Below are 22,280 nucleotides of genomic sequence, written 5' to 3'. Positions count from 1 at the left end.
GAAGTGGGTCAGGCCGGCAGGTGGTGCGGCAGCGGGAACTCGCGGCAGAGCCGGGTGACTTCGCCCCGCACCTCGGCGCGCACGGCGTCGTCGAGGGTGAACTCGCGCGCGCCGTGGGGCACCACGGCGGTGAGCACCCGGTCGATCAGCGCGGCGCAGCGGCGCATCTCGACGGGGCCCATGGCGCGCAGCGCGAGGGTGTTGGTGCCGAAGCGGATGCCGCTGGTGACCCGGGGGCCGTGGGGGTCGTCCGGGATCCGGTTGCGGTTGACGACGATCCCGCACTCGGCCAGCGCGGTCTCGGCTATCGCGCCGGTCAGGCCGCTGGGGCCGAGGTTGAGCAGCACCATGTGGTTGTCGGTGCCGCCGGTGACCAGGGTGTGGCCGAGCCCGGTGAAGGCGTCCGCGAGTTCGCGGGCGTCGCGGACCACGCGCTCGGCGAGGGCGCGGAACTCCGGCTGGGCGGCGATGTCGAAGGCGCGGGCCTTGGCCGCGACCGCGCCCAGGTCCGGGGTGCCCTGGAGGAAGGGGAAGGTGCCGTGCGACATCGCCTGGGCCAGGGTGCGCCGGGTGCCGGGCAGGGGCAGGTCGGCGTCGCGGCCGAGCAGGATCAGGCCGCCGCGGGGCCCGTACAGCTGCTTGTAGGTGCTGGTGGTGGTGGCGTGCGCGTGGTCCACCGGGCTGGGGTGCAGTCCGGCCGCGACCAGGCCGGCTATGTGGGAGATGTCGGCGAGCAGGAAGGCGCCGACCTCGTCGGCGATCTGCCGGAAGCGGGGGAAGTCCACGGTGCGCGGGTAGGCGCTGGCGCCGCAGACGATCACCTTGGGACGGTGCTCCCGGGCCAGTGCGGCGACCTGCTCGTAGTCGAGCATGCCGTCGGCGTCGGTGCCGTAGCCGACCGCGTGGAAGAAGCGGCCCGAGACCGAGGCCGGGGAGCCGTGGGTGAGGTGCCCGCCCGCGCTGAGCTCCATGCCGAGCAGGGTGTCGCCCGGCTTCATCAGGGTGCACAGGACGATCTGGTTGGCGGTGCTGCCCGAGTGCGGCTGCACGTTGGCGTACCGGGCCCCGAACAGCGAGCGCGCCCGGGCCACCGCCAACCGCTCGACCTCGTCGACCAGTTCGCAACCGGCGTGGTAGCGGGCGCCGGGGTAGCCCTCGGTGGTGACGTTGGAGATGCTCGCTCCGGCGCAGGCCAGGACCGAGGGGTCGGCGCTGCTGGAGGCGGCCACCATGGCCAGGGTGTCGTTCTGCCGGGCGTGTTCGCGCTCCAGCAGGTCGCTGAGCAGCGGGTCGGCGGCGGCCAGGCGCTGCGCGCCGAGGCCCGCGTAGTCGGCGAGGACCCCGGTGCCCGCGGTCGTGGTGGTGGTGCTCATGCCATGCTCTCCTCGTGTTCGGCGAGCAGCCCGAGGGCCTCCTCGTCGGTCATCTCCAGCAGTCCGGCCGCGATGTGTGCCACGGCCGCGACGTCCGCTCCGCCCTCGTGGCCCCGGGCCACGAGGCGCTCGGCCTGCTCGGCGAGGGTGGACGCCTCGAACAGGTCGCGCAGGGGCAGTTCGACGCCGAAGGTCTCCAGCACCGCCGAGGCGAGCCGGGTGGCGAGCAGCGAGTGGCCGCCGAGCGCGAAGAAGTCGTCCTCGGCTCCGACCCGGTCGGTCTCCAGCAGCTCGGCCCAGAGCGCGGCGAGCACCAGTTCGACGTCGTTGCGGGGGGCCACGTACGCGGCGCTCGCGCGCTCGGCCAGGCCGTCGGGCTCGGGCAGCGCGCCGCGGTCCACCTTGCCGTTGGGCGACAGGGGCAGCGCGTCCAGCGTGACGAAGGCCGTCGGGACCATGTGCTCGGGCAGCTCCGCGCCCAGCAGCGCGCGCAGCTCGGCGGCCGACGGGACCGCGGCGGCGTCCCCGGTGGGCACCAGGTAGCCGATCAGGCGGCGGTCGTCGCCGCTGCCGTGGGCGCTGACCACGGCCCGGTCGATGTCGGGGTGGCGGCGCAACACGGCCTCGATCTCGCCGAGTTCGATGCGCAGGCCGCGCAGCTTGACCTGGTGGTCGAGGCGCCCGATGAGTTCGATCACCCCGTCGGCGCGGGTGCGGGCGAGGTCGCCGGTGCGGTACAGCCGCGCTCCGCTCGGCACCGGGCCGATGCCGGAGCCCGGGTGCGGGCGGTAGCGGTCCGCGGTCAGGGCGGGTCGGTGCAGGTAGCCGCGGGTCAATCCGGTCCCGGCCAGGCAGAGTTCGCCCGGCACGCCGATCGGGGTCGGCGCCAGGCCGGGGGTCAGGACGACGGCCTGCTGGTTCACCATGGGGCGGCCGTAGGGGATGCTCGTCCACGCCGGGTCGGTTTCGGTCACCGGGTAGGTGATCGAGTGGATGGACGCCTCGGTGGCGCCGCCGAGCGCGATGAAGGCCAGGTCCGGCGCGAGGCGGCGCAGCCGTGCGGGCAGCCCCACCGGGATCCAGTCGCCGCCGAAGAAGGCCGCCTTGAGCCGGGGCAGTCGGACCCCGCGCTCCTCGCCCGCCCGGACGAAGGCGTCGGCCAGGGCCGGGGCCGAGTTCCACACCGTCACCTTGTACCGGCGCACCAGGTCGACCCAGTGGTGCGGGTCGCGGGCCCGGTCCGGGTGCGGCATGACCACCGCGCCGCCCGCCGCGAGGATGCCGAGCGTCTCGTAGACGAACATGTCGAAGCTGGGGGACGACAGGCCGAGCACCCGGTCGCCGGCCTCGATGCCGTAGGTGTCGTTGAGGTCGAGCAGGTTGTTGACGACGCCGCGGTGCGGGACGGCGATCCCCTTGGGGGTGCCGGTGGAGCCCGAGGTGTAGATGACGTAGGCGAGGTGGTCCGGGGCGAGCCCGGAGGGCCGCTGCCGGGTGTCGGGCCACCGCTCGGCGTCCTCCACCTCCAGCACCTCGGCTCCGACGGACGGCAGCAGCTCGGCGAGGGCCCGCTCGGTGAGGACCACCGGCGGGGCCGCGTCGCGGAGCATGAAGGCCAGGCGGTGCGCCGGGTAGGTCGGGTCCAGCGGCAGGTAGGCGCCGCCCGCCTTCAGCACGCCGAGCACGGCCGCGACCAGCGCCGGGCCCTTGGACAGGCAGAGTCCGACGGTGGTGTCCGGGCCCACGCCCAGCTCGGTCAGGCGTCCGCCGATCCGCTCGGCGAGCGCGTCGAGTCCGGCGTAGGTCAGCTCGCCGGCGGGGCCGACGACGGCCGGTGCCTGCGGGTCCGCGGCCGACCGCTGCTCGAAGAGCTCGTGCAGCAGGGCCCCGCCCTGCGGGTAGGTGTGGGCCGTGTCGTTCCACTCCACCAGGGCCTGGTGCCGCTCGGCCGGGGTGAGGACCGCCAGCGCCGTCAGCCGGCTGCCGGGCTCGGCGACCGCGGCGGCCAGCAGGGTCTGCCAGTGGCCGATCAGGCGTTGGACGGTGGCCGCGCCGAACAGGTCGCTCGCGAACTCGACGGTACCGGTGAACGCGCCGTCCACTTCGCGCAGTTGGAGGTTGAGGTCGGTCTGCGCGCCGCCGCGCGGAACTTCGCGCACGGTGACCGCGAGGCCGGGCAGTTCCGGCGCCGCCAGCGGCGCGTTCTGCACCAGCAGCAGCGACTGCACCAGCGGGTTGTGGCTGAGCGCCGGGGCCGCCGACCGCTCCGGGAGCATCCGCTCGAAGGGCAGCTCCTGGTGCTCGAAGGCGCCCAGCGCGGCCGCACGGACGCGGCCCAGCAGCTCCTCGAAGGTCGGGTCGCCGGCCAGCGAGGTGCGCAGCGGCAGGATGTTGATGAAGCAGCCGATCAGCGTCTCCGCCTCGGGCGGGCGCACCGCCGCGCCGGTGCCGACGACGATGTCCTCGCTGCCGCTGTGCAGGGCCAGTACCGCTTGGAAGGCGGCCAGCAGCGCCATGAAGGGGGTGACCCCGGCCCGCCGGCACAGGGCCCGCACCCCGGCGGACAACTCGGCCGGGAGCTGCACCGCGAGCGTGTCCCCGCGCAGCGACTGCACGGCCGGGCGCGGCCGGTCGCCGGGCAGTTCGAGCAGTTCGGGGGCGCCGGCGAGCGTCCGGTGCCAGTAGGCCTGGCCGCTCGCGTCGACGGCGGCCCGGGCGTCGGCCTCCCAGACGGCGAAGTCGCCGTACTGGATCGGCAGTTCGGGGAGGTCACCGGCGCGTCCGGCATAGCCCTGGGCCAGTTCGGCCAGCAGGATGCCGATCGACCACATGTCGGCGACGAGGTGGTGCACGGTGATCGCCAGCACGTGGCGCTCCGGGGCCAGCCGGTGCAGGGCCGCGCGCAGCAGCGGGCCGCGGGTCAGGTCGAAGGGGCGTGCGGCGTCGGCGGCCAGTGCGCGCTCCAGGTCGGCGTCCGCGGTCTCCCGCCGCTCCAGGGCGAACGCCGCCCGCTCGTCGACCAGTTGGACGAGCTCGCCGTCCGCCTGCTCGAAGCAGGTGCGCAGCGACTCGTGCCGGTGGACCAGCCCGGTCAGCGCGCCCTCCAGGGCGGCCGTGTCGAGGGGGCCGTCCAGGTGCAGGGCGAACGGCAGGTGGTAGGCGCTGGTGCCGGGGATCAGCCGCTCCACCAGCCAGATCCGGCGCTGGGCCGAGGTGGCGGGAAAGGCGAACTGCTGCATGGTCTGCTCTGCTTTCTGCCGACCGGAGGGGACGGGGACGACGTCAGGGGCGGTGTCGGGAGCGGGGTCGGGGGGCGGGGTCGTCATGCGCCGGTCACCAGGTAGGCGGCGGCTTCGGCGCCCAGCCCGGCCGGTATCCGCAGGTCGGGGTGGACCGGTACGGGCGGGTGGGTGCGCGCGCGGCGGGCCCGGCCGCCGCCGGTCACGTGCAGCAGCACGCTCTCCTCGGGCCGGATCCGACCGGCGGCGACCGCCCGGCACAGCCCGGAGACGGCGACCGCCGCGGCGGGTTCGATGTCGATGCCCTCGGCCGCCGCGAACAGCCGCCCGGCGGCCGCCGCTTCGGCGTTGTCCACCGCCAGCAGCTCGCCGCCGCTCTCGGTGACGATCTCGCGCACCCCGCCCGCCACCGCGTACGGCGGTTTGCGCGTGGTCAGTTCCGGGGCGTGTACGGCGGCCACCGCCGCCCGCACCTCCGCGCCGCTGCCGATGACCGGCGCGTCCAGGCCCTCTTCCCACGCACGGACCATCGGCGCGAAGGGCGCGTTCTGGCAGAGCGTCAGTCGCGGCAGTCCGCCCGCCGCGGCGCCCGGGCGCCGGGCCGCCGGGAAACCGGCCGCCAGCAGCCGCCGGGCCGCCCGGTGCGCGGCGATCGCACCGGCCCCGCTGCCCACCGCTTGCACGTAGTGGTCGGGCAGGCGACCGATGGTCTCGGCGGCGGCGAGCAGCGCGGTCCCCATGCCGTCGCGGCGGGCCACGTTGCGGGTGCCGCCCTCGGCCTGGTACCCGGGCCGGGCGCTGATCGCGTCGGCCAGGTCGATCGCGTCGGTGTAGTCACCGGCGACGGTCACCAGGCGCACGCAGTCGGCGCGTTCGCCCGCGGCGCCGAGCGCGGGCAGCGCCGCCTCCGGCACCACGAGCACGCAGTCCACGCTCCGGCGCGAGCAGGCCCGCAGGAAGGCGGCGGCGGTGTTCCCGGCCGAGGCGACGACCAGGACCGGCGGGCGCTCGGGCAGCCGGGCCAGCACCACCTGCGCCTCCAGCTCCTTGAAGCTGCCGGTCTCCAGCGCCGCCCCGCGCTCGGGCCAGTAGCCGCTGAAGGCGACCCACAGCTCGGCCAGTCCCAGCTCGCGGCCCAGGGCCTCGGCCCGGTAGGTGGCGCCGATGGCGCCCTCGGGCAGCTCCCGCCCGGCGGTCGGCAGCCAGCAGGAGTAGCGGAAGGGGCCGGTACCGGGCCCGGGGGTGAAGGGGAGGGCGTACTCGGTGTCGAGCAGGCCGGGCCGGTGCGCCCCGGCGCAGTCCAGCCGCAGGCCGTCGTCCGCACGGCTCTCGTGGCAGACCGGACATCGCAGCAGGTACGAGCGGTCCACCGGGGAGCCGCCGGGACCGGCGAGCGGGCGCTCGGCCCGCTCGGCCGGAAGGTAGGGGACGGAGGTCATCGCGCTTCCCCCTCGGCGACCGCGCCGGTGAGCACCGGGCGCAGCGCGCCGTCGGAGCCGCGGCTGACGGCGTAGCGGCCGCGGTCCACCCGGACCGGCGCCGGACGCGCCGCCGGGGCGGAGCCGGGGCCGCGGTCCGCGGCCTCGACCAGGGCGGCCACGGCGGCTACCGTGGGCCGGTCGAAGAGCAGGTGCAGGGCCGGTGCGGCGCCGAACTCGGCCCGCAGGCGCTCGGCGAAGCGGGCCAGCAGCAGCGAGTGCGCGCCCCGGTCGAAGAGGTCCTCGTGGCGTCCGATCCGCTCGGCTCCGAGCAGCTCGGCGAGCAGCGCGGCGATCCGCTGCTCGGTCGCCCCGACCGGCTCCTCCACGGCGCCCGACGGGCGGGCGGTCTCCGGCTCGGGCAGGGCCCGCCGGTCCACCTTGGCGTTCGCGGTGAGCGGGAGTTCGTCCAGCGTCACCAGCAGCGAGGGGATCGCGTAGCCGGGCAGGGTGCGCCGCAGCTCCTCGCGCAGTTCGGCGGGGGCGGCGGGGCTGCCGTGCTGTTCCAGGTAGCCGACCAGTCGGGCCCGCGCGCCCTCGCCGTCCACGACGACCGCGGCGCGGCGCACCGCGGGCAGCCGCTCCAACGCGGTCTCGATCTCGCCGAGTTCGATGCGGTGCCCGTGCAGCTTGATCTGGGTGTCGGAGCGGCCGACGAAGAGCAGCTCGCCGCCGGGGCCGCGCCGCACGAGGTCGCCGGTGCGGTAGAGCCGGGCGCCGGGGACCGTGCCGAAGGCGTCGGGGACGAAGCGTTCGGCGGTCAGGGCGGGCCGGTCGAGGTAGCCGTGGGCCAGGCCGTCGCCGCCGATCAGCAGCTCGCCGGTGACCCCGTCCGGGACCGGCTGGAGGAGCGGATCGACCAGGTAGAGCCGGGTGTTGGCGACCGGGGTGCCCAGGGGCAGTTCCCCGTCGGCCGCGGTCAGTTCGCCGCGCGCCGACCACACCGTGGTCTCGGTCGGCCCGTAGACCTGCCAGAGCCGTGCGCCGCGGGAGAGCAGCTCCGCGGCCTGTTCCACGGGCAGCCGCTCGCCGCCGCACAGGGCGGTCAGTCCGGGAGTGCCCGCCCAACCGGCTTCCAGCAGCAGCTGCCAGGTGACCGGGGTGGCCTGGAGGTGGCTGATCCCGCCGCTCTCCAGGCAGGCCCGCAGCCGGGAGCCGTCGCCCGCCGTGGCCGCGTCGGCCAGGTGCACGGTCGCGCCGTGGACCAGCGGCAGGAAGTACTCCAGCGCGGCGATGTCGAAGGCCGGGGTGGTCACGGAGAGCCAGCCCGCGCCGGGGGCGAGCCCGAGGTCGCGCTGGAAGGAGGACAGCAGGTTGGCCAGGGCCCGGTGCGGGACCACCACGCCCTTGGGGCGACCGGTCGAGCCGGAGGTGTGCAGGACGTACGCGGGTGACTGCGGCTCGATCGCGGTGTCGGCGTCGCGCTCCGCCTCGGCGATGGTGTCGAGCGCCAGCACGGTCCAGTCCCCGGCGGGCACCCGGTCGGCGGGCAGGTCGGTCAGCACCGCCGCGGCGGCGCCGTCGGCGAGCACCAGGGCGAGCCGGTCGGCCGGGTGGCCCGGGTCGAGCGGCAGGTAGGCGGCGCCTGACTTGAGCACGCCGAGCAGGGCGGCGAGCAGTCGCGGGGTGCGCGGCAGCAGGACGGCCACCGTGCGGCCGGGGCCGATGCCCAGGGTGCGCAGCCGGGCGGCGACGCCGTCGGCCAGCCGGTCCAGGGTCCGGTAGTCCAGCTCCTCGCCGCCCGCGGGCCCGGCGGCGCGGACCGCCACGGCGTGCGGGGTGCGGGCGGCCTGGGCCTCGAAGCGGCGCACCACGCCGTCGGCGAGGTCGTAGGCGAGGGCGGTGTCGTTGCCCGCGGCGAGGACGGCGGCCCGCTCGGCCGGGGCCAGCAGGGGCAGTTCGCCCGCCGGGCGGGCGGCGTCGGCCGCGATCTCCGTCAGCAGGGTGGTGAAGTGGGCGGCGAAGCGCCGGGCGGTCGCCGGGAGGTAGCGGTCGGTGTCGTAGCGGACCGCGCCGGACAGGCCGCCCGCCGTCTCGCCCAGGGTCAGTTGGAGGTCGAACTGGCTGCCGCCGACCGGCAGCGCCAGCGTCGAGCAGTCCAGGGCGCCGAGGGCGAAGGGCACGCCGCCCCGGCCGGTGGCCATCGCCACCAGGGCCTCGGCGTGCTCGCCGGGTGCCTGCTGGAGGCTGAACAGACTGCGCACCAGCGGGCGGCCGCCCTGGTCGCGGTCCGGGCGGATCAGCTCGACGAGGGACGGGAACGGCACCTCGGCGCCGTCCAGCGCGCGCCGGGCGCTCTCCCGCACCCGGGCCAGCAGGGCCGTGAACGGCTCGGCGGCCTCGATCCGCACGCGCAGCGGCACGGTGTTGACCAGGCTGCCGACCGTGCGGGCGAAGGCGGCGTCGTCCCGCCCGTGCGTCGGGGTGCCGACGACCACGTCCTGCTCGCCGGTGCTGCGGGCCAGCAGGAGCTGGAAGGCCGCCAGCAGCACCGTGTAGAGGGTGCTGCCCTCGCGCCGGGCCAGCGCCATCAGCGCTTCGGTGGTGGCGGCGTCCACCGCCAGCGGCAGCGCCGCGCCGCGCATCCGCTGGCGCCGGGGCGGCGTCAGGTCGGCGGGCAGCGAGGTGCCGGCGCGGACCCCGGCCAGGGCCGTGCGCCACCCGTCCAGGCGGCGCTGCCCGGCCGCGGTGTCGACCAGGGCGATCTGACGGCGGGCGTACGCCGCGAACGGGGCGCCGGTGTCCGCCTCGGCAGCGGGGGCCGCGGCGCCGACGGCGAGTTCGTCCAGCAGCAGGGACAGCGACCACAGGTCGGCCACCAGGTGGTGGGCGGTCAGGACCAGGTGGTGACCGCCCTCGGCCCCGCTGAAGAGCCGGGCCCTCAGCAGCGGTCCGACCTCCAGGTCGAAGGGCTGCTCGGCGGCCTCGGTCAGGCGGGCGGCCAGCTCGGTCGCGCTCCAGCCGGAGGCGTCGACCTGCTCGAAGGCGGGCGCGAGTTCGGCGTGCACCCGCTGGACGGGGCCGGAGCCGGTCCGGGGGAAGGTGCTGCGCAGCACCGCGTGCCGCCGGGCCAGGCCCGCCAGGGCGTCGCCCAGGGCGCTCGGGTCGAGCGCGCCGTGCACGCGGAAGGCGGTGGAGACCAGGTAGGCGGGGCTCTCCGGGGCGACCTGGTGCAGCAGCCACAGGGCGGCCTGGTTCGGCGAGAGCGGGTGGTCCCCGGGCTCGGTGGGGGCGGTGGGCTCCGGCTCACCGGCCGGTGCGGGCGCGGCGCCCGCCTCCTCGAAGCGCTCGGCGAGCAGGGCGGCCAGTCCGGCCAGGTCCAGTGCGAGCGCCTCGGTCAGCGTCAGGTCCACGCCCAGGGCGGTGTGCAGTTCGTGCCGCAGCCGGACCGCGCCGAGCGAGTCCAGGCCCAGTTCGGCGAGCCGGTGCTCGGGGGCGAGGTCGGCCGCCGCCAGTCCGAGCCGGGCGGCGAGCAGGGAGCGCAGGGCGGCCAGCAGCGCCGCCGGGCGTTCGGCCGGATCGGCGGCGCGCAGCGCGGCGGCGTCCAGGGCGGACGCCTGCTCCACGGAGGCGCCCTGCGGGCGGCCGCTGTGGGCCAGCGCGGTGAGGTCGCCCTCGCGGTAGGAGGCGGCGCACACGTGGCGCTGCACCTTGCCGCTGGAGGTGCGCGGCAGCGTCGCGGCGCGGATCAGCACCACCGCGGCCGGTCGTATCCCGTGCGCCTCGGCGACGGCCTCGCGCACCGCGCGGGCCAGCGCCGTCAGGTCACCGTCCTGGTGGTCCCGGGACACTTCCTGGACGATCACCAGCTCGGCGGTGCCGGCCAGTTCGACCTGGACGGCGGCGCCGCAGTTGGCGCGCAGCGCCGGGTGGACGGCGGACACGCTCTGTTCGATGTCCTGCGGGTAGTGGTTGCGGCCGCGGACGATGATCAGGTCCTTGAGGCGGCCGGTGACGTACAGCTCGCCCTCGTGGAGCAGGCCGAGGTCGCCGGTGCGCAGGAAGGCGGGGTCCGCGTCGGTGGCCGCGTCGTGGGCGAGGCGGGCGCCGAAGGTGGCCGCGGTGTGCTCGGGCCGGTTCCAGTAGCCCTGGGCCACGCTCGGACCGGCGAGCCAGATCTCGCCGATCTCCCCGGCGGGCAGGACCCGTCGGGTGACCGGGTCGACGATCTCCAGCCGCTGCGAGTCGTCCGGGCGACCGCTGCTGACCAGTTCGGTGGTCCCCCCGGTCGCGCCGGTGACGGCCTCGGTGACCGGCTCGTGCGCCGCCCCGCCGGTTCCGGCGAGCAGTGCGTTCGGGGCCGAGAAGCGTGCCGGGGCCGTGCCGTGCGGCTTGCAGGAGACGATCAGGGTGGCCTCGGCCAGCCCGTAGCAGGGGGTGAAGGCCTCGGCCCGGAAGCCCGCCGGGGCGTACGCCTCGGCGAACCGGCGGAAGGTCTCGGCGCGCACCGGTTCGGCGCCGTTGAACGCCACCTCCCAGCTGCTCAGGTCGAGTCCGGCCAGCACCTCGGGGGTGGCCAGGTCGGCGCACAGGTCGTAGGCGAAGTTGGGGCCGCCGCTGACCGTGGCCCGGCTGCGGCTGATCTCGCGCAGCCAGCGCAGCGGGTCCTGGGCGAAGGAGGTGGGGGACATCAGCGAGCAGGAGCCCTGGTAGTACAGCGGCTGGAGCATGCCGCCGATGAGCCCCATGTCGTGGAAGAGCGGCAGCCAGGACATGCCGCGGGTGGCGCCGGTGGTGCGGAAGGCGCGCTGGATCAGGGCCGAGTTGTGCAGCAGGTTGCCGTGCGTCAGCACCACGCCGCGCGGCGCCGAGGTGGAGCCGGAGGTGTACTGGAGGAAGGCCACGGTGTCGGGGCCGACCCGCGGGTGGTGCCACTCCCCCGCTTCCTCGTCCGGCACCCGGTCGGTCGCCAGCAGGCGCAGTACGTCCATCACCGCGCCGTCCGGGTCGTCGGGCAGCAGCCGGTCGCGGACGGCGGCGGTGGTCAGCGCCACCGTCGCCCCGCAGTCCGCGACGATGTCGACGAGCCGCTCCAGGGAGCGCGGCCGCCGGTTGGGCGGGTAGACCGGCACGGCGACGGCCCGGGCGTACAGGCAGCCGATGAAGGAGACGACGTAGTCCAGGCCGGGCGGCTGGAGCAGCAGGACCGGGCGGTCGGTCAGACCGAGGTGCTGCAACCGGGCGGCGACGGCGCGGGCCCGCCGGTCGAGCTGTCCGTAGCTGAGCCGCTCGACCGGCGCGTCCTCCTTTCCGGAGAACTCGAAGGCCGTGCGGTCCGGGTCGGCCGCCGCGGTGGCGGAGATGGCCGAGATCCAGTCCTGATGCTCAAGTCGCGGGTCCACGCGTTGTTCCCTCACCGTTCGGTGTCCGATGCCCTGTTCCTGCTGCCGCCGTCGGCGACCGTGCGCCCTCGGGCGCTCGTGCTCAGCCCGTGCTCAGCCCGCGGTGGCCGGTGCGGCGGCCTCGGCGGCCTGCCGCTCCATGGCCACGCGCAGGCTCAGCGGCCGCATGTCGGTCCACACCTCGTCGATGTGGGCCAGGCACACGGCCTTCTCGCCCTGCGGGCCCTCGCCGCGCCATCCGGCCGGCAGTTCGCGGTCGGCCGGCCAGATCGAGTACTGCTCCTCGTCGTTGACGACGACCTGGTAGACGGTGCTGTCCTCGCTGCTCATCACTGCGCTCCGATTTCGCTGGGTGGGTGGGTGCCGGTGGGCTCGTGCGGCCGCCCGGTGCGGTACCGGCCGTACGGGGCCGGTCGTTCTGTCTTCGATGCTGTCGTCCGGCCCTGATCGGGATCTGGGCCCGCCCTGGCCGGGCGCGGACGTTCTTCCGGCGGCTCCCGGGCGCCGGTCCGGCGCCCGGCCGGAGCCCGCCCGGCGGCGCGGTGACCCGTGCCCGGCGGCTTCCTGACGGCTCACTGAACGCCGGCTGAAAGCCGCGCGGCTCACGTGAGGGCGGGGAACAGCCGGGCCTCGGCCGCGTCGCGGAGGTAGGAGGCTCCGGCGGTGCCGCCGGTCCCGCGCACCTGGCCGATCACCTTCATCGTGATGCCCCAGTGGGTCCGCTTCATCGCCCCCCAGGAGTCGTCCAACTCCCGCATGCTGGAACGCAGTTCGCCCTCCGCGAGCGGGCCGCGCAGCAGGGCGCGGTGCAGCTGCGGCGAGGACCGCTCGACGGTCCGGTAGGCGGTGGACTGCACCGCGCTGCGGCCGTCGGTGTTGGCGCGGATCACCGCGAAGGCGTCCTTGGGCATGGAGGTCAGCACGCGGAACACCGCGGAGGTCCCGGCGACCTGCCGGGTCGCGTCCGCCAGCAGTTCCCGGGCCAGGTCGGCCCGGCCGGTGGCCACCGCGTCGGTGGCGGCCCCTATGGACCGGGCGACGGCCGCGAAGACCGCCTCGAAGACCTGGATGATCCGGATGAACATCTGCTCGTCGTGGCAGCGGGTGGTCGGGGTCAGCGTCAGTTCCACCGCCCGCAGCACGTCGGCCGCCACCGTGTCCCGCGCCGCCGCGACCGCGTCCGCGCAGGCCCGGACCAGCTCGGCCGGATCCTCCGGCGCCGCCTGCGGCCCGGCGGCGTCCGCGCCGCCGGTCGGGAGCCCGGCCGCGGCCGTCAGGGCGCGCAGGGCCGCCCGGGTACGGGCCCGCCCGGCCGGGGCCCCGACCAGCGTGGCGGCCTCGACGGCGACCACGTCGGCCAGCAGGGCGGTGATCACCTGCCGCGTGCGGGCGCCGGCCCCGGAGTCCGACGCGGCCAGCGAGGCGTAGACGGGGGTGCCGAGGTAGCTGTCGTAGTCGCCCCGCGCACCGTCCACCACCTGCGGCAGCCAGTCCGCGAGCAGCCGCGCGGCGGCCCCGCCCGCCGCCGCGGGTACGACGGCGCGCAGGGCGTCCAGCAGCTCCGCCCCGACCTCGTTCTTGCCGACGGTCCGGTAGTGGCCGAGCACCGCGCGGTAGGGGAAGCGGGCGGCGTCCCGGCCGTCGGCCCGCCAGTGCGCGAGCGCGCGCAGCGCGCGGTGCGGGTCCAGATCGGCCGGGTCCGGCCGGGCGGCGGCCAGGCTGGGGCCGCCGACGCCGGGCGCCCGGGTCGGGTCCACGGCCGGTTCGAGGGCCGGGGCGGTGGCGGGAGCGGTGGGGACGGCCCCGGCGGCGGGGGCCGGGGAGAGGGCGGTGGTCACGGGTGGCTCCGATCGGTGGACGGCCGGGCCGGGAACGGCCCGGTGGGCGGCGGCGGCTGCGGGGCAGCGGCCTGCCGGTGGTCGCGGGGGGCGCCGCGCACGGCATCGCCGTACGGGCGCGAGGGCATGCGGGCGCCCGGGCGCAACGGCGTACGGGCGTACGGGCGTACGGGCGCGCAGGTGTGGCGGCGGACCGGCGAAGGGCGGTGCGCCGACACGCGGGCGTGACGGCGCAGCCCGGCCGGGGCCCAGGAAGGGCCGCCCCGGCCAGGCTGCGGAGGTGGTGGATCAGGCGGGGTGCGCGGCGTGCCCGGTCGGGTCGGCCAGCACGTAGCCGTCGCCCGCCCGGTGGGCGCGCGAGCGGCGCAGGTCCGCGAGGACGAAGGTGCGCTGCAACCAGCGGTCGGTGCCGTCGAAGCGCGGGCTGAACGCGGTGCGCCCGTGCACGGTGATCCGGTTGTCGACGACGGCGAGGTCACCGGGCTCCAGGCGGACGGTCCTGGCGGTGCATTCGAAGAGGAGCTGGAGCTCGGCCAGCGCGGCCGCCGCCCGTTCGGTGAGCGGTTCGGTGGCCGCCATGTCCACGCGCAGGTCCGGATCCTCGTACGCCCCGGTGAGCACCGCGTGCGGTGCGGCGGGGCCCTGGCCGGCGCCGAAGGACGGCGGCGGCGCGGTGCGGAACTCCGGCCGGTGCAGCGCCGAGCGGGTCTGCGCGTCCAGCAGCGGCAGCACCTCGCGCACGCAGGAGGTCCGCAGTCCGGCCAGCCCCTCCGGGTCCGCGCGCAGGCACAGCAGCATGACGAAGTCCGGCCGGTGCGGGTGGAAGGCGTTCTCGTTGTGGAAGGTGAGCAGCACCGAGCCCGCGTTGCCCTGGAACTCCTCGCGCCCCGGCACCGGGACGACGTCCTGCACGAGCGCGCCGGTCTTCTCGGGCCGGAAGGCGGCGGGGTCGCCGAGCCCGCAGGCGACGAGCATCAGCACCGACGCCGGTACGGTCGCGCCGCGCTGCACCGAGCCGTCGCTCAGCGGTGTGTCGCCGAGCTCGGACCCGGCGACCGGCAGGCCGCGCACGAGCAGGGCGCCGCCGGGTCCGGGCGCCCGGCGGAAGGCCCGCAGGGCCCGGCGCAGCCGGGTCGGCAGTTCCTCCCAGTGGTCACGGGCCGAGTCCACCCAGGCGGGGTCGTCGACCAGGGTGCCTTCCGGCCGGTCGCGGAGCAGGGCGGCGACCCGTGCGGTGGCGGCCGTCTCGGCCCCGGTGAGCACCAGGTCCGGTGCTGATATTTCGATGTCCAGTGATACCGGCACGGATGCCAGCCTTTCTCTCAGCGGTGGTGTGCGTGCCGGTCAGCGCGGTACGGCCGGGTCCAGTCGCCCGGAGACGACCTCCCACAGGCTGCCGACGGTCTCGAAGGCCTCGGGGCCCAACTCCTCGTCCGGGATGGCCACCTGGTAGGCCTCCTCCAGCCGCACCAGCAGCTCGACGATGGCCATCGAGTCCAGCCCGGCGCCGCGCAGCCCGGCCTCGGCGGCCAGCGGGCGCTCCTCGGCGAGCCGCGGCAGCAGCTCGGCCAGGACGTCCTCGTACCGGTCGTCCCAACGGGGTCGTGAGGTCATGTCGTTCAGCTCCTTGTGGTCCGACCGACGAGGTCGCGTCGGTCGTCGTGGTGGTGGTCGGGCCGGTGGTGGTCGGGCCGGTCCGGGTCGGGTCGGTCGAGTTCGGTCAGCGGCCGGCGGGTCAGGGCCAGCCGGTCGGCGCTGACCACGCGGCCGTCCCGGACGGTGATCTCCGCCGGGGCCGGGCGGCCGAGGAAGCCGAGCAGGCTCGCGGTGGCGCCGTACGCCCCGACGTTCGGCACGGCCAGCAGCGCGCCGGGCCGCGGCACGACGGCCTCCGTGGCCCGGCTGATCACGTCGGCGGGGGTGCACAGCGGGCCCACCAGGGCCACCCGGCGGGTCGCGGGGCCGCTCGCCGCCGGTTCGGCGTCCGGGTCGGCGTCCGGGTCGGCGTCGGTGAGGTGCAGCGGTTCGGCGCGCAGCGAGGGCAGTCGGCCCACCCCCGAGAGCCCGCCCAGGTGGTTGATCCCGCTGTCCAGCACGCCGTAGGTGGTGCCGCGGCTCTCCTTGACCTCGGTGACGGTGCAGACCAGTCGTCCGCTGTCGCCGACGAGGTAGCGGCCGGACTCGAAGGCCAGCTCCAACCGCCCCCGCCAACCGGGCAGGTGCTCGTCCAGCGCGGCCTCCAGCGGTGCGCGCAGCACGTCGTAGAGCGGTCGTTCGCCCGGCGCCGCGTACGGGCAGGCGAAGCCGCCGCCGAGGTCGAGCATCCGCAGCGGACGGCCCCAGTGGGCCTCCAGCGCAGCGGCGGTGCGGATCGAGGCGACGGCCTCCGCGAGCAGCCCCTGCGGATCGACGGCATTGGTCAGCGGGAAGAAGTGCAGCCCCCACAACTCGGTTCCCGGGACGTCGAGTTCGGCGATGTCGGGCAGGCCGTCCGCGATGTCGTGGCCGAACTGCGAGGCGCCGCCGGTCATCCGCAGGCCGACGCCCGCGCCCGCGCCCGCGCCGTTGACGCGCAGCAGGCAGCGCGCCGTCACGCCCCGGGCGCGGGCGGCGGCCCCGACCCGGCGCAGGTCGGCGGGCGACTCGACGGAGAAGGTGCGCACTCCCGCGGCCAGGGCCTCGCCCAGCTCCGCGGCGGTCTTGCCGGGGCCGCCGTAGAGGCAGTCGACCGCGTCGAATCCCGCGGTCAGGGCCGCGGCGAGTTCGCCGGTGGAGCAGATCTCCGGGCGGCAGCCGGCCAGTCGCAGGGTGCGGACCAGCTCGGGGTGCGGGTTCGCCTTGAGGGAGTAGTACAGGTGGGAGCGCTCGGGCAGGGCGGCGCGCAGGTCCGCCGCGGCCCGCTCGACCCGGGTCAGGTCGTACACGTACAGCGGGCTGCCGTAGCGCAGCGCCAGCTCGGCGGCCAGCAGGTCCTCTGCGCGGGGCGGGGTGGTGGTGGGTGGGTCAGTGCGCATCGCTCTCCAGCGCCTTCCGGTCGGTCTTGCCGTTGGGGGTGAGGGGCATCCGGGCGACGATCCGGCACTCGGCGGGCACCTTCGCCGCCTCCAGCCGTTCTTCGAGCCCCTCGATCACCCGGCGCGCGGTGAGCCCGTCCGCACCGGTGACGACCAGGCGCAGGTCGAGCCCGTCCCGGGGCGGCAGCGCGGCGGCGGCCCGTACGCCCGGCACGTCCAGCGCGGCCGCCTCGATCTCCGTGGTGCTCATGCGCACGCCGCGCCTCTTGAACTGGTCGTCGACGCGTCCGCTGATGTAGAGGTGACCGTCCGCGTCCAGTCGGCCGTGGTCACCGGTGTGCAGCCGGGTCCGCCCGGTGCGCGGGTCCGGGCGGTAGCGGGCGGCGGTCGGGCCGGGCGCGTTCCAGTAGCCGCTCATCACGTGCGGGCCGCCGACGACGATCTCGCCGACCTCGCCCGGCGGGAGGGGTCGGCCCCGCCCGTCGAGCACCTCGACCGTGGTGCCGTCCAGGGGCAGGCCCACCGAACCGGGGCGTTCGCGGTCGACGTCCGGTTCCGCGATGGTGACCCGCTTGCACTCGGTGATGCCGTACATCGCCACCACGCCCGCGCCCGGGAAGCCGGAGCGCAGCGCCTCGATGGTGGAACCGGGCAGTGCGGCGCCGGTGTTCGTGAACAGGCGGACGTGCTCCGGCGGCGCCCCGCGGGCCGCGAGGCGGCACAGCATCTCGGCGAGCGAGGGCACCACCGGCACCACGGTGGCCCGATGCGCACGCAGCAGCGTCAGCACGCGGACCGGCGCGCCGGCGTCCGCCAGCACCACCTCGGAGCCGCCGATCGCGGCGAGCAGGAGCTGGTAGAGCCCGTAGTCGAAGGAGAGCGGCAGCGCGGCGAGCACGACGTCCCGCGGCCCGTAGTCGAGTCGGCGGGCGATCGCGCGGGCGGCGAAGACCACTTGGCGGTGGGTGCAGACCACGCCCTTGGGCGCGGAGGTGCTGCCGGAGGTGTAGATCAGCTGGGCGATCGCGTGGACCGGTGGCCGGGCGCCGGGCGCGCGCTCCGCCCCGGCCCCGGGCGCCGCGTCCGGGACGGGGCCCCGCAGGAGTTCGTCGGGCGTGGCCGTACGGGCGCCGCAGGCGGCGACCGCCGCGCGGACCGGCTCGGTCTCGGCCGGGTCGAGCACGACCACCGCGGGAGCCGCGTCCGTCAGCACCCCGCTCAGCACGAAGGCCTTGAGCTCCGGGTTCAGCGGCACCGCGACGGCTCCGGCGCGCAGGACGCCGTAGTACAGCGCGACGAACTCCCGCCGGTTGCCGAGCCGCAGGACCACCCGGTCGCCGGGCACGACACCGGCCCCGTCGCGCAGCCGGGCGGCCACCGTGCGGCTGGCCGCGGCCAGTTCGGCGTAGCTCCAGGCACCGGAGGCGTCGCGGACAGCGGGCGCGGCGGGCCGGGCGGCCGCCGCGGCGTCGAGCAGGTCGACGACGAGCGTGCCGTCGTCGGGGTCGCGGGCGGGGGCGGGCGCGTCGGCGTCGGCGTCGGCGCGCGTCCCGAGGGCGGTGGCGCTCATGCGGACCAGCCCGAGGGGTCGGTGATCTCGACGACCGCGCTGGTGCAGCTGTAGCCGGTGCCGCCGCCGACCAGCAACACGCGGTCGCCCGCGCCGACTTCGCCGGTCTCCAGCAGTTCGTTCAGTCCGGCGAAGTGGTCGCCCGCGCCCAGGTGGCCGACCTCGCGGCAGAACTCCCAGTTGGAGTACTTCTCCTCGATGCCCAGTTGGTGTTCCAACTGCCAGGTCAGGCGCTGGTGTCCGGTGGCGTTGAGCACCACCCGGTCGATCCGCTCCATCGGCGTGTCGGCATCGGCCAGCGCGGCCCGGATCGAGTCCGCCGCCACCTCGGCGGTGCGCAGCGTCGCCGCCCGCATGTTGCGGTGCGCGCGGAAGTACTCCTCGGCCCGCGCCCCCAGGTCGACCGGCCTGGGCTCGTCCTGCGGCCCGGACCGGAACCCGGCGCCCCGGGCCAGGCCCTCCAGCGAGTTGTCCACCCGGGTCGCGGTGGCCAGCAGGCGGGCGGTCGCCGCTTCGGGCGAGGAGGTCAGCACCAGGGCGGTGCCGCCGTCGCCGTAGACCATGCCCCGTTCGGCCCGCCACCGGTCGAAGGCCGGGGGCGCGAAGCGGTCGGCCGTGGTCAGCAGCACGGCTTCGTCCTCGCCGACCGGGCGCGAACACAGCTGGCGGGCGGCCAGCTCCAGCCCGGCCAGGCCCGCGTTGCACTGCTGCAAGAGGTCGAAGGCGGGCACCGCCGACCCGACCGCGTGCTGCGCGACGTAGGCCGCGGACGGCCACAACTCCGCTCCTTGGAACCACAGGTAGCTGTGGAACACGGCGGCGACCCGCTCCGCGGCCGGGCCGGAGCGGCGCAGCGCGGTGCGGGCCGCGCGGACGGCCATTTCCGGTGCCGACAGGTCGTCCGGCCCGTCGGCCACGGCCGAGCTGACCGAGTGGATCTGGTTCACGGCGTGTTCCGCGGCGTCGTACGCGCCCGTCGCGACCGCCTCTGCGGCGTTCGTGCGGTCGGCCAGCCAGACACCCGTGCCTGCCAGGTACACCTGCTCCCAGCGCATGTCTCTCCGATCTCCGGCCCCGCGGCAGGGCGCCCGGGGCGACTGTCGGTCCCGATGCTTCCGTCCGCCGCCTGCCGCGCGGTTGCCCCGCACTGACGGCCCGGTCGGTGTCGTCCTGACCGCGCACTGGCCGCGCACTGGCCGCGCACTGGCCACCGGCTCGCCCCGCACTGCTCGGGCGCCGACCTCGCGCTGACCGGCCACGGGCGAGGGGGTGACGGGGTGCCCGCGCGGCGCCGGTCGCGCGCTGACGGGCCCCTGACGCACGACGGGCCGTCGACGGTGACACCGCCGACGGCCCGCGTGTGCCGGACCGGAGTCCGACGAAAGCCCTGCTGGTTCGTTACTGAAGCCCCACTGAATCCCGGCGCCCTACGAGGGGGCGACCGCGGGGGTGAGGCGCAGGCGGTCGCGCGCCGCCGCGTCCACGGCCGCCGCTCCGTACGGCCAGGGCAGGCTGCGGCCCTCGGCCCACGGGCCGATCTGGTCGGTGTAGGTGTCCGCACCGGCGTGGCCCGACGCGCCGGTCAGGTTGATCCAGCGGGAGCGCTCGAAGTCCGCGAGGTCCACCACCATCCGCATCGACGGCACCCAGATCACCTCGAAGCCCTTCTGCGGGTCCCATCCGTTGGCGAGCACCGAGTCGGTGCCGCCGCCCACGCCGACCGGGTCGGCGTTCAGGAGCCACTGCAGCGGCGCCGGACCGCCGGCGCCCAGGGTCGGGTTCTCCAGCGTCAGGGTGTGCAGGTCGCCCCACTTCCACTTGTTCGGATCGGCGCCGAGCCGCCCCCGCAGCTCCTTGGCGGCCTCCTCCATCGCCTTGCCCAGCATGGCGTCCCGGCCGTGCACGGCGGGGTCGGTGGCGCTGGTCCACCAGATACTGTCGGGCCGCTCCAGCAGGCCGCGCACCACGTCGAACCAGCGACCGCCGCCGTCCGGGTAGGCATAGCCCTTGACCCCGGCCGCGGCGAGCCGGTCGGTGAAGGCGCTCTTCAACAGCTCGCGCCAGACCGCGTTGAAGTAGGCGGCCGGCGCCGAGTCGGCGCCCTGGGAGAAGTCCCAGCCGCGCAGCAGGTCCTGGGCGGGCTTGGCGTCCGCGCCCACCTGGGCCTGGAGCAGCCGCGGCACCAGGGTGGCGGCGTTGCCGTTCCAGCTGTCCTGGGTGATCCGCTCCATGGCCGCGACGTCCAGCTTGCCGCCCTGCTCGATCAGCTGGGCGATCCGCTGGCTGCGGTAGCCGGTGCCCCAGCTGCTGCCGATCAGGTGCGGGTAACCGGGCCCGACCACCGCGTTGTTGGCGGTGACGATGTAGCCCTCGGGCGGATTGAAGCTGGTGGGCAGCTGGTCGAAGGGCAGGTAGCCGGTCCAGTCGTAGGCCCCGGTCCAGCCCGGTACCGGGTGGCGGCTGTCGCCCGCCTTGCGGACGGGTATGCGGCCCGGGGTCTGGTAGCCGATGTTCCCGGCCGTGTCCGCGTAGATCATGTTCTGCACGGGGGAGGCGAAGACCGCTGCGGCCGTGCGGAACTCGTCCCAGTTCTTGGCCCGATCCAGGGCGAAGAGGGCGTCCATGGTGGGGGCCGGGTCCAGCGCCGTCCACTGCATCGCGACCGCGTAGTCCTCCTGCGGGCCGCGCGGCGGTACGTCCGGCTCCTTGCCGTCGTCGGCCACTTCGTCGGCGGACTTCAACACGTCGGAGATCAGCGGGCCGTGCAGGGTCGAGCGGACGGTCAGGTCGACGGCGGGGGCGCCGGCCACCTTGATCCGCTCCTGCCGGACGACCAACGGCTTCTGCTCGCCCAGGTGTTCGTAGCTGGAGCCCTTGACCTTCTCCACGAAGAGGTCCGAGTCGGCGGCGCCCAGGTCGGTGAAGCCCCAGGAGATGTCGGCGTTGTGGCCGATCACCACGCCCGGCATCCCCGCGAAGGTGAAGCCCGTGACGTCGTAGGGGCACTCGGGGCCCACCCGGTTGCAGTGCAGGCCGACCTGGTACCAGATGCCCGGCAGGGAGGGGGTCAGGTGCGGGTCGTTCTCCAGCAGCGGCTTGCCGGTGGTGGTGCGACTGCCGGACACCACCCAGGAGTTGGAACCGATGCCGATGCCCTGCGGGCCGAGGACGGCGGCCAGCACCTTGCGCACCCCGGCGCTGTCGGCCAGCGCGGTCGAGGCCCCGGCGGGAACGACGGGCGCCGCGGACGGGGTGGAGGCGGCGGACGGGGTGGAGGCGGCGGACGGGCTCGCGGTCACCGGTGCCTCGGCGGGAGCGGGAGCGTTCGCCGGGGCGGGCGCGCGGTCGGGGACGATCGGCGACCAGCGCTTGTAGTCGTAGCCCGGGAAGAGGTCCTCGGCCGTGCCCGCGGGCAGCTTCGCCGCCAGCATCGCCTGCTGGAACTGGTCGATCATGCCGGTGTTGAGGTTCCAGGCCATGGTCTTGAGCCAGGACACCGAGTCGGCCGGGGTCCACGGTTCGGGCCGGTAGTCACCGGAGACGAATCCGAGCACCGGGTACTCGACCGACAGCTCGGCCCCCTCGTGCTGGGCGAGGTAGGCGTTCACCCCGTCGGAGAAGGCCTTCAGGTACGCCTGCGTCTGCGGTGACAGCATGGCCACCTCCTGCTCGGCCACCCGGTACCAGCCGAAGGTGCGCGCCACCTTGTCGGTCTGCACCTGGCTCGGGCCGAACATCTCGGCGAGCCGTCCCGCGGTGACGTGCCGCTGGGTGTCCATCTGCCAGAAGCGGTCCTGGGCCTGCGCGTAGCCCTCGGCCATGAAGAGGTCGTGCGCGGTGTCGGCGTAGATCTGGGGGATCCCGGAGGCGTCGCGCACGATCCGTGCCTCGCCCCCCAGGCCCGGGACGCTGGTGCTGCCGGAGAGCTGGGGCAGTGAGCGCTGGACCGTCCACTGCACGTACCCGGCCAGACCGGCGACCGCCAGCACCAGCAGCGCGGTGAACGCCACGGCGGTGCGCAGCAGGATCCGCCGCAGCCGACGGCGGCGGGCGGGACGCGCGGGGGCCGGGGCGTCCTGGTCGGGGGTCCCGGGGCCGGCCGGTGTCACGGCGGCCCCGGGGCCGTCGGCCGGACCGGAGCCGTCCGGCGGGGCCGTGTCGGCGGTGTCGGCCGTTTCGGGCTGGACTGTCATGGGGTGGCGCTTCCTTATCTCTGCGGACCCGCGGGTCTGCGGGTCCGCGGGTCTGCGGCCATGGCGAACACCGCCGTGCGCGGGCCACGGGCGCGGCGCACGGCGGTGGGGCGACGGACGGGGTCGGGAGGGAGAGAGGGAGGGAGGGGGAGGGAGGGAGGGACGGGCGGGCCGGTGGCCTCAGCGGGCCAGCCGGGCCGCGCCTTCGGTCCACGGGCCGCGCGGGGCGGCGC

Annotated in this window: 12 protein-coding genes; all 12 read right to left on the bottom strand. The window is 75.9% G+C overall.

Annotation, left to right across the window (positions count from 1 at the left end; all coding sequences use genetic code 11):
• Positions 1-8 precede the first annotated feature (8 nt).
• Positions 9-1,373 carry a serine hydroxymethyltransferase gene (gene glyA, locus ACFWAR_RS31685; protein ID WP_385784604.1) on the bottom strand — a complete coding sequence of 455 codons (1,365 nt, stop codon included), beginning with the start codon at positions 1,371-1,373 and terminating at the stop codon, positions 9-11.
• The gene (locus ACFWAR_RS31680) at positions 1,370-4,699 is read right to left on the bottom strand and encodes an amino acid adenylation domain-containing protein (RefSeq protein WP_385784601.1); all 3,330 of its coding nucleotides are present in this window, start codon (positions 4,697-4,699) and stop codon (positions 1,370-1,372) included. The genes glyA and ACFWAR_RS31680 overlap by 4 nt, the downstream gene beginning before the upstream one ends.
• On the bottom strand, positions 4,696-6,051 hold the full coding sequence (locus ACFWAR_RS31675; RefSeq protein ID WP_385784599.1) for a cysteate synthase: 1,356 nt from the start codon (positions 6,049-6,051) through the stop codon (positions 4,696-4,698). Before ACFWAR_RS31675 ends, ACFWAR_RS31680 begins: the two co-directional genes overlap by 4 nt.
• Positions 6,048-11,432 (bottom strand): amino acid adenylation domain-containing protein, encoded by a 5,385-nt coding sequence (locus ACFWAR_RS31670; RefSeq protein ID WP_385784596.1) that lies wholly within the window; start codon positions 11,430-11,432, stop codon positions 6,048-6,050. The genes ACFWAR_RS31675 and ACFWAR_RS31670 overlap by 4 nt, the downstream gene beginning before the upstream one ends.
• Before the next feature lie 93 nt (positions 11,433-11,525).
• Positions 11,526-11,762 (bottom strand): MbtH family protein, encoded by a 237-nt coding sequence (locus ACFWAR_RS31665; RefSeq protein ID WP_385784593.1) that lies wholly within the window; start codon positions 11,760-11,762, stop codon positions 11,526-11,528.
• A gap of 272 nt (positions 11,763-12,034) precedes the next feature.
• Complete coding sequence (locus ACFWAR_RS31660) at positions 12,035-13,270, bottom strand: hypothetical protein (RefSeq protein ID WP_385784590.1); 1,236 nt, start codon at positions 13,268-13,270, stop codon at positions 12,035-12,037.
• A 288-nt stretch (positions 13,271-13,558) separates the two neighbouring features.
• Positions 13,559-14,584, bottom strand: a complete 1,026-nt coding sequence (locus ACFWAR_RS31655; protein ID WP_385784620.1) for a TauD/TfdA family dioxygenase — start codon at positions 14,582-14,584, stop codon at positions 13,559-13,561.
• A gap of 30 nt (positions 14,585-14,614) precedes the next feature.
• Positions 14,615-14,884: a phosphopantetheine-binding protein gene (locus ACFWAR_RS31650; RefSeq protein WP_385784588.1), complete on the bottom strand. Its 270-nt coding sequence runs from the start codon at positions 14,882-14,884 to the stop codon at positions 14,615-14,617.
• 5 nt (positions 14,885-14,889) lie between these two features.
• The gene (locus ACFWAR_RS31645) at positions 14,890-16,284 is read right to left on the bottom strand and encodes a type III PLP-dependent enzyme (protein WP_385784585.1); all 1,395 of its coding nucleotides are present in this window, start codon (positions 16,282-16,284) and stop codon (positions 14,890-14,892) included.
• Entirely contained in the window at positions 16,274-17,854 is a 1,581-nt protein-coding gene (locus ACFWAR_RS31640) for an AMP-binding protein (RefSeq protein ID WP_385784582.1), read from the bottom strand. The genes ACFWAR_RS31645 and ACFWAR_RS31640 overlap by 11 nt, the downstream gene beginning before the upstream one ends.
• Positions 17,851-18,909: a ketoacyl-ACP synthase III family protein gene (locus ACFWAR_RS31635; protein WP_385784578.1), complete on the bottom strand. Its 1,059-nt coding sequence runs from the start codon at positions 18,907-18,909 to the stop codon at positions 17,851-17,853. The genes ACFWAR_RS31640 and ACFWAR_RS31635 overlap by 4 nt, the downstream gene beginning before the upstream one ends.
• A gap of 372 nt (positions 18,910-19,281) precedes the next feature.
• Positions 19,282-22,047, bottom strand: a complete 2,766-nt coding sequence (locus tag ACFWAR_RS31630; RefSeq protein ID WP_385784575.1) for a penicillin acylase family protein — start codon at positions 22,045-22,047, stop codon at positions 19,282-19,284.
• Positions 22,048-22,280 lie beyond the last annotated feature (233 nt).

This window comes from Streptomyces sp. NPDC059917, from assembly GCF_042730635.1.
GTDB lineage: Bacteria > Actinomycetota > Actinomycetes > Streptomycetales > Streptomycetaceae > Streptomyces.
This window is presented reverse-complemented; position numbering and strand designations above follow the sequence as displayed.

What these genes read in the sequence shown, in the direction of transcription:
- glyA (WP_385784604.1), bottom strand. Translation starts at nt 1,373, where the DNA reads ATGAGCACCACCACCACGACCGCGGGCACCGGGGTCCTCGCCGACTAC.
- ACFWAR_RS31680 (WP_385784601.1), bottom strand. Translation starts at nt 4,699, where the DNA reads ATGACGACCCCGCCCCCCGACCCCGCTCCCGACACCGCCCCTGACGTC.
- ACFWAR_RS31675 (WP_385784599.1), bottom strand. Translation starts at nt 6,051, where the DNA reads ATGACCTCCGTCCCCTACCTTCCGGCCGAGCGGGCCGAGCGCCCGCTC.
- ACFWAR_RS31665 (WP_385784593.1), bottom strand. Translation starts at nt 11,762, where the DNA reads ATGAGCAGCGAGGACAGCACCGTCTACCAGGTCGTCGTCAACGACGAG.
- ACFWAR_RS31650 (WP_385784588.1), bottom strand. Translation starts at nt 14,884, where the DNA reads ATGACCTCACGACCCCGTTGGGACGACCGGTACGAGGACGTCCTGGCC.
- ACFWAR_RS31645 (WP_385784585.1), bottom strand. Translation starts at nt 16,284, where the DNA reads ATGCGCACTGACCCACCCACCACCACCCCGCCCCGCGCAGAGGACCTG.
- ACFWAR_RS31640 (WP_385784582.1), bottom strand. Translation starts at nt 17,854, where the DNA reads ATGAGCGCCACCGCCCTCGGGACGCGCGCCGACGCCGACGCCGACGCG.
- ACFWAR_RS31635 (WP_385784578.1), bottom strand. Translation starts at nt 18,909, where the DNA reads ATGCGCTGGGAGCAGGTGTACCTGGCAGGCACGGGTGTCTGGCTGGCC.
- ACFWAR_RS31630 (WP_385784575.1), bottom strand. Translation starts at nt 22,047, where the DNA reads ATGACAGTCCAGCCCGAAACGGCCGACACCGCCGACACGGCCCCGCCG.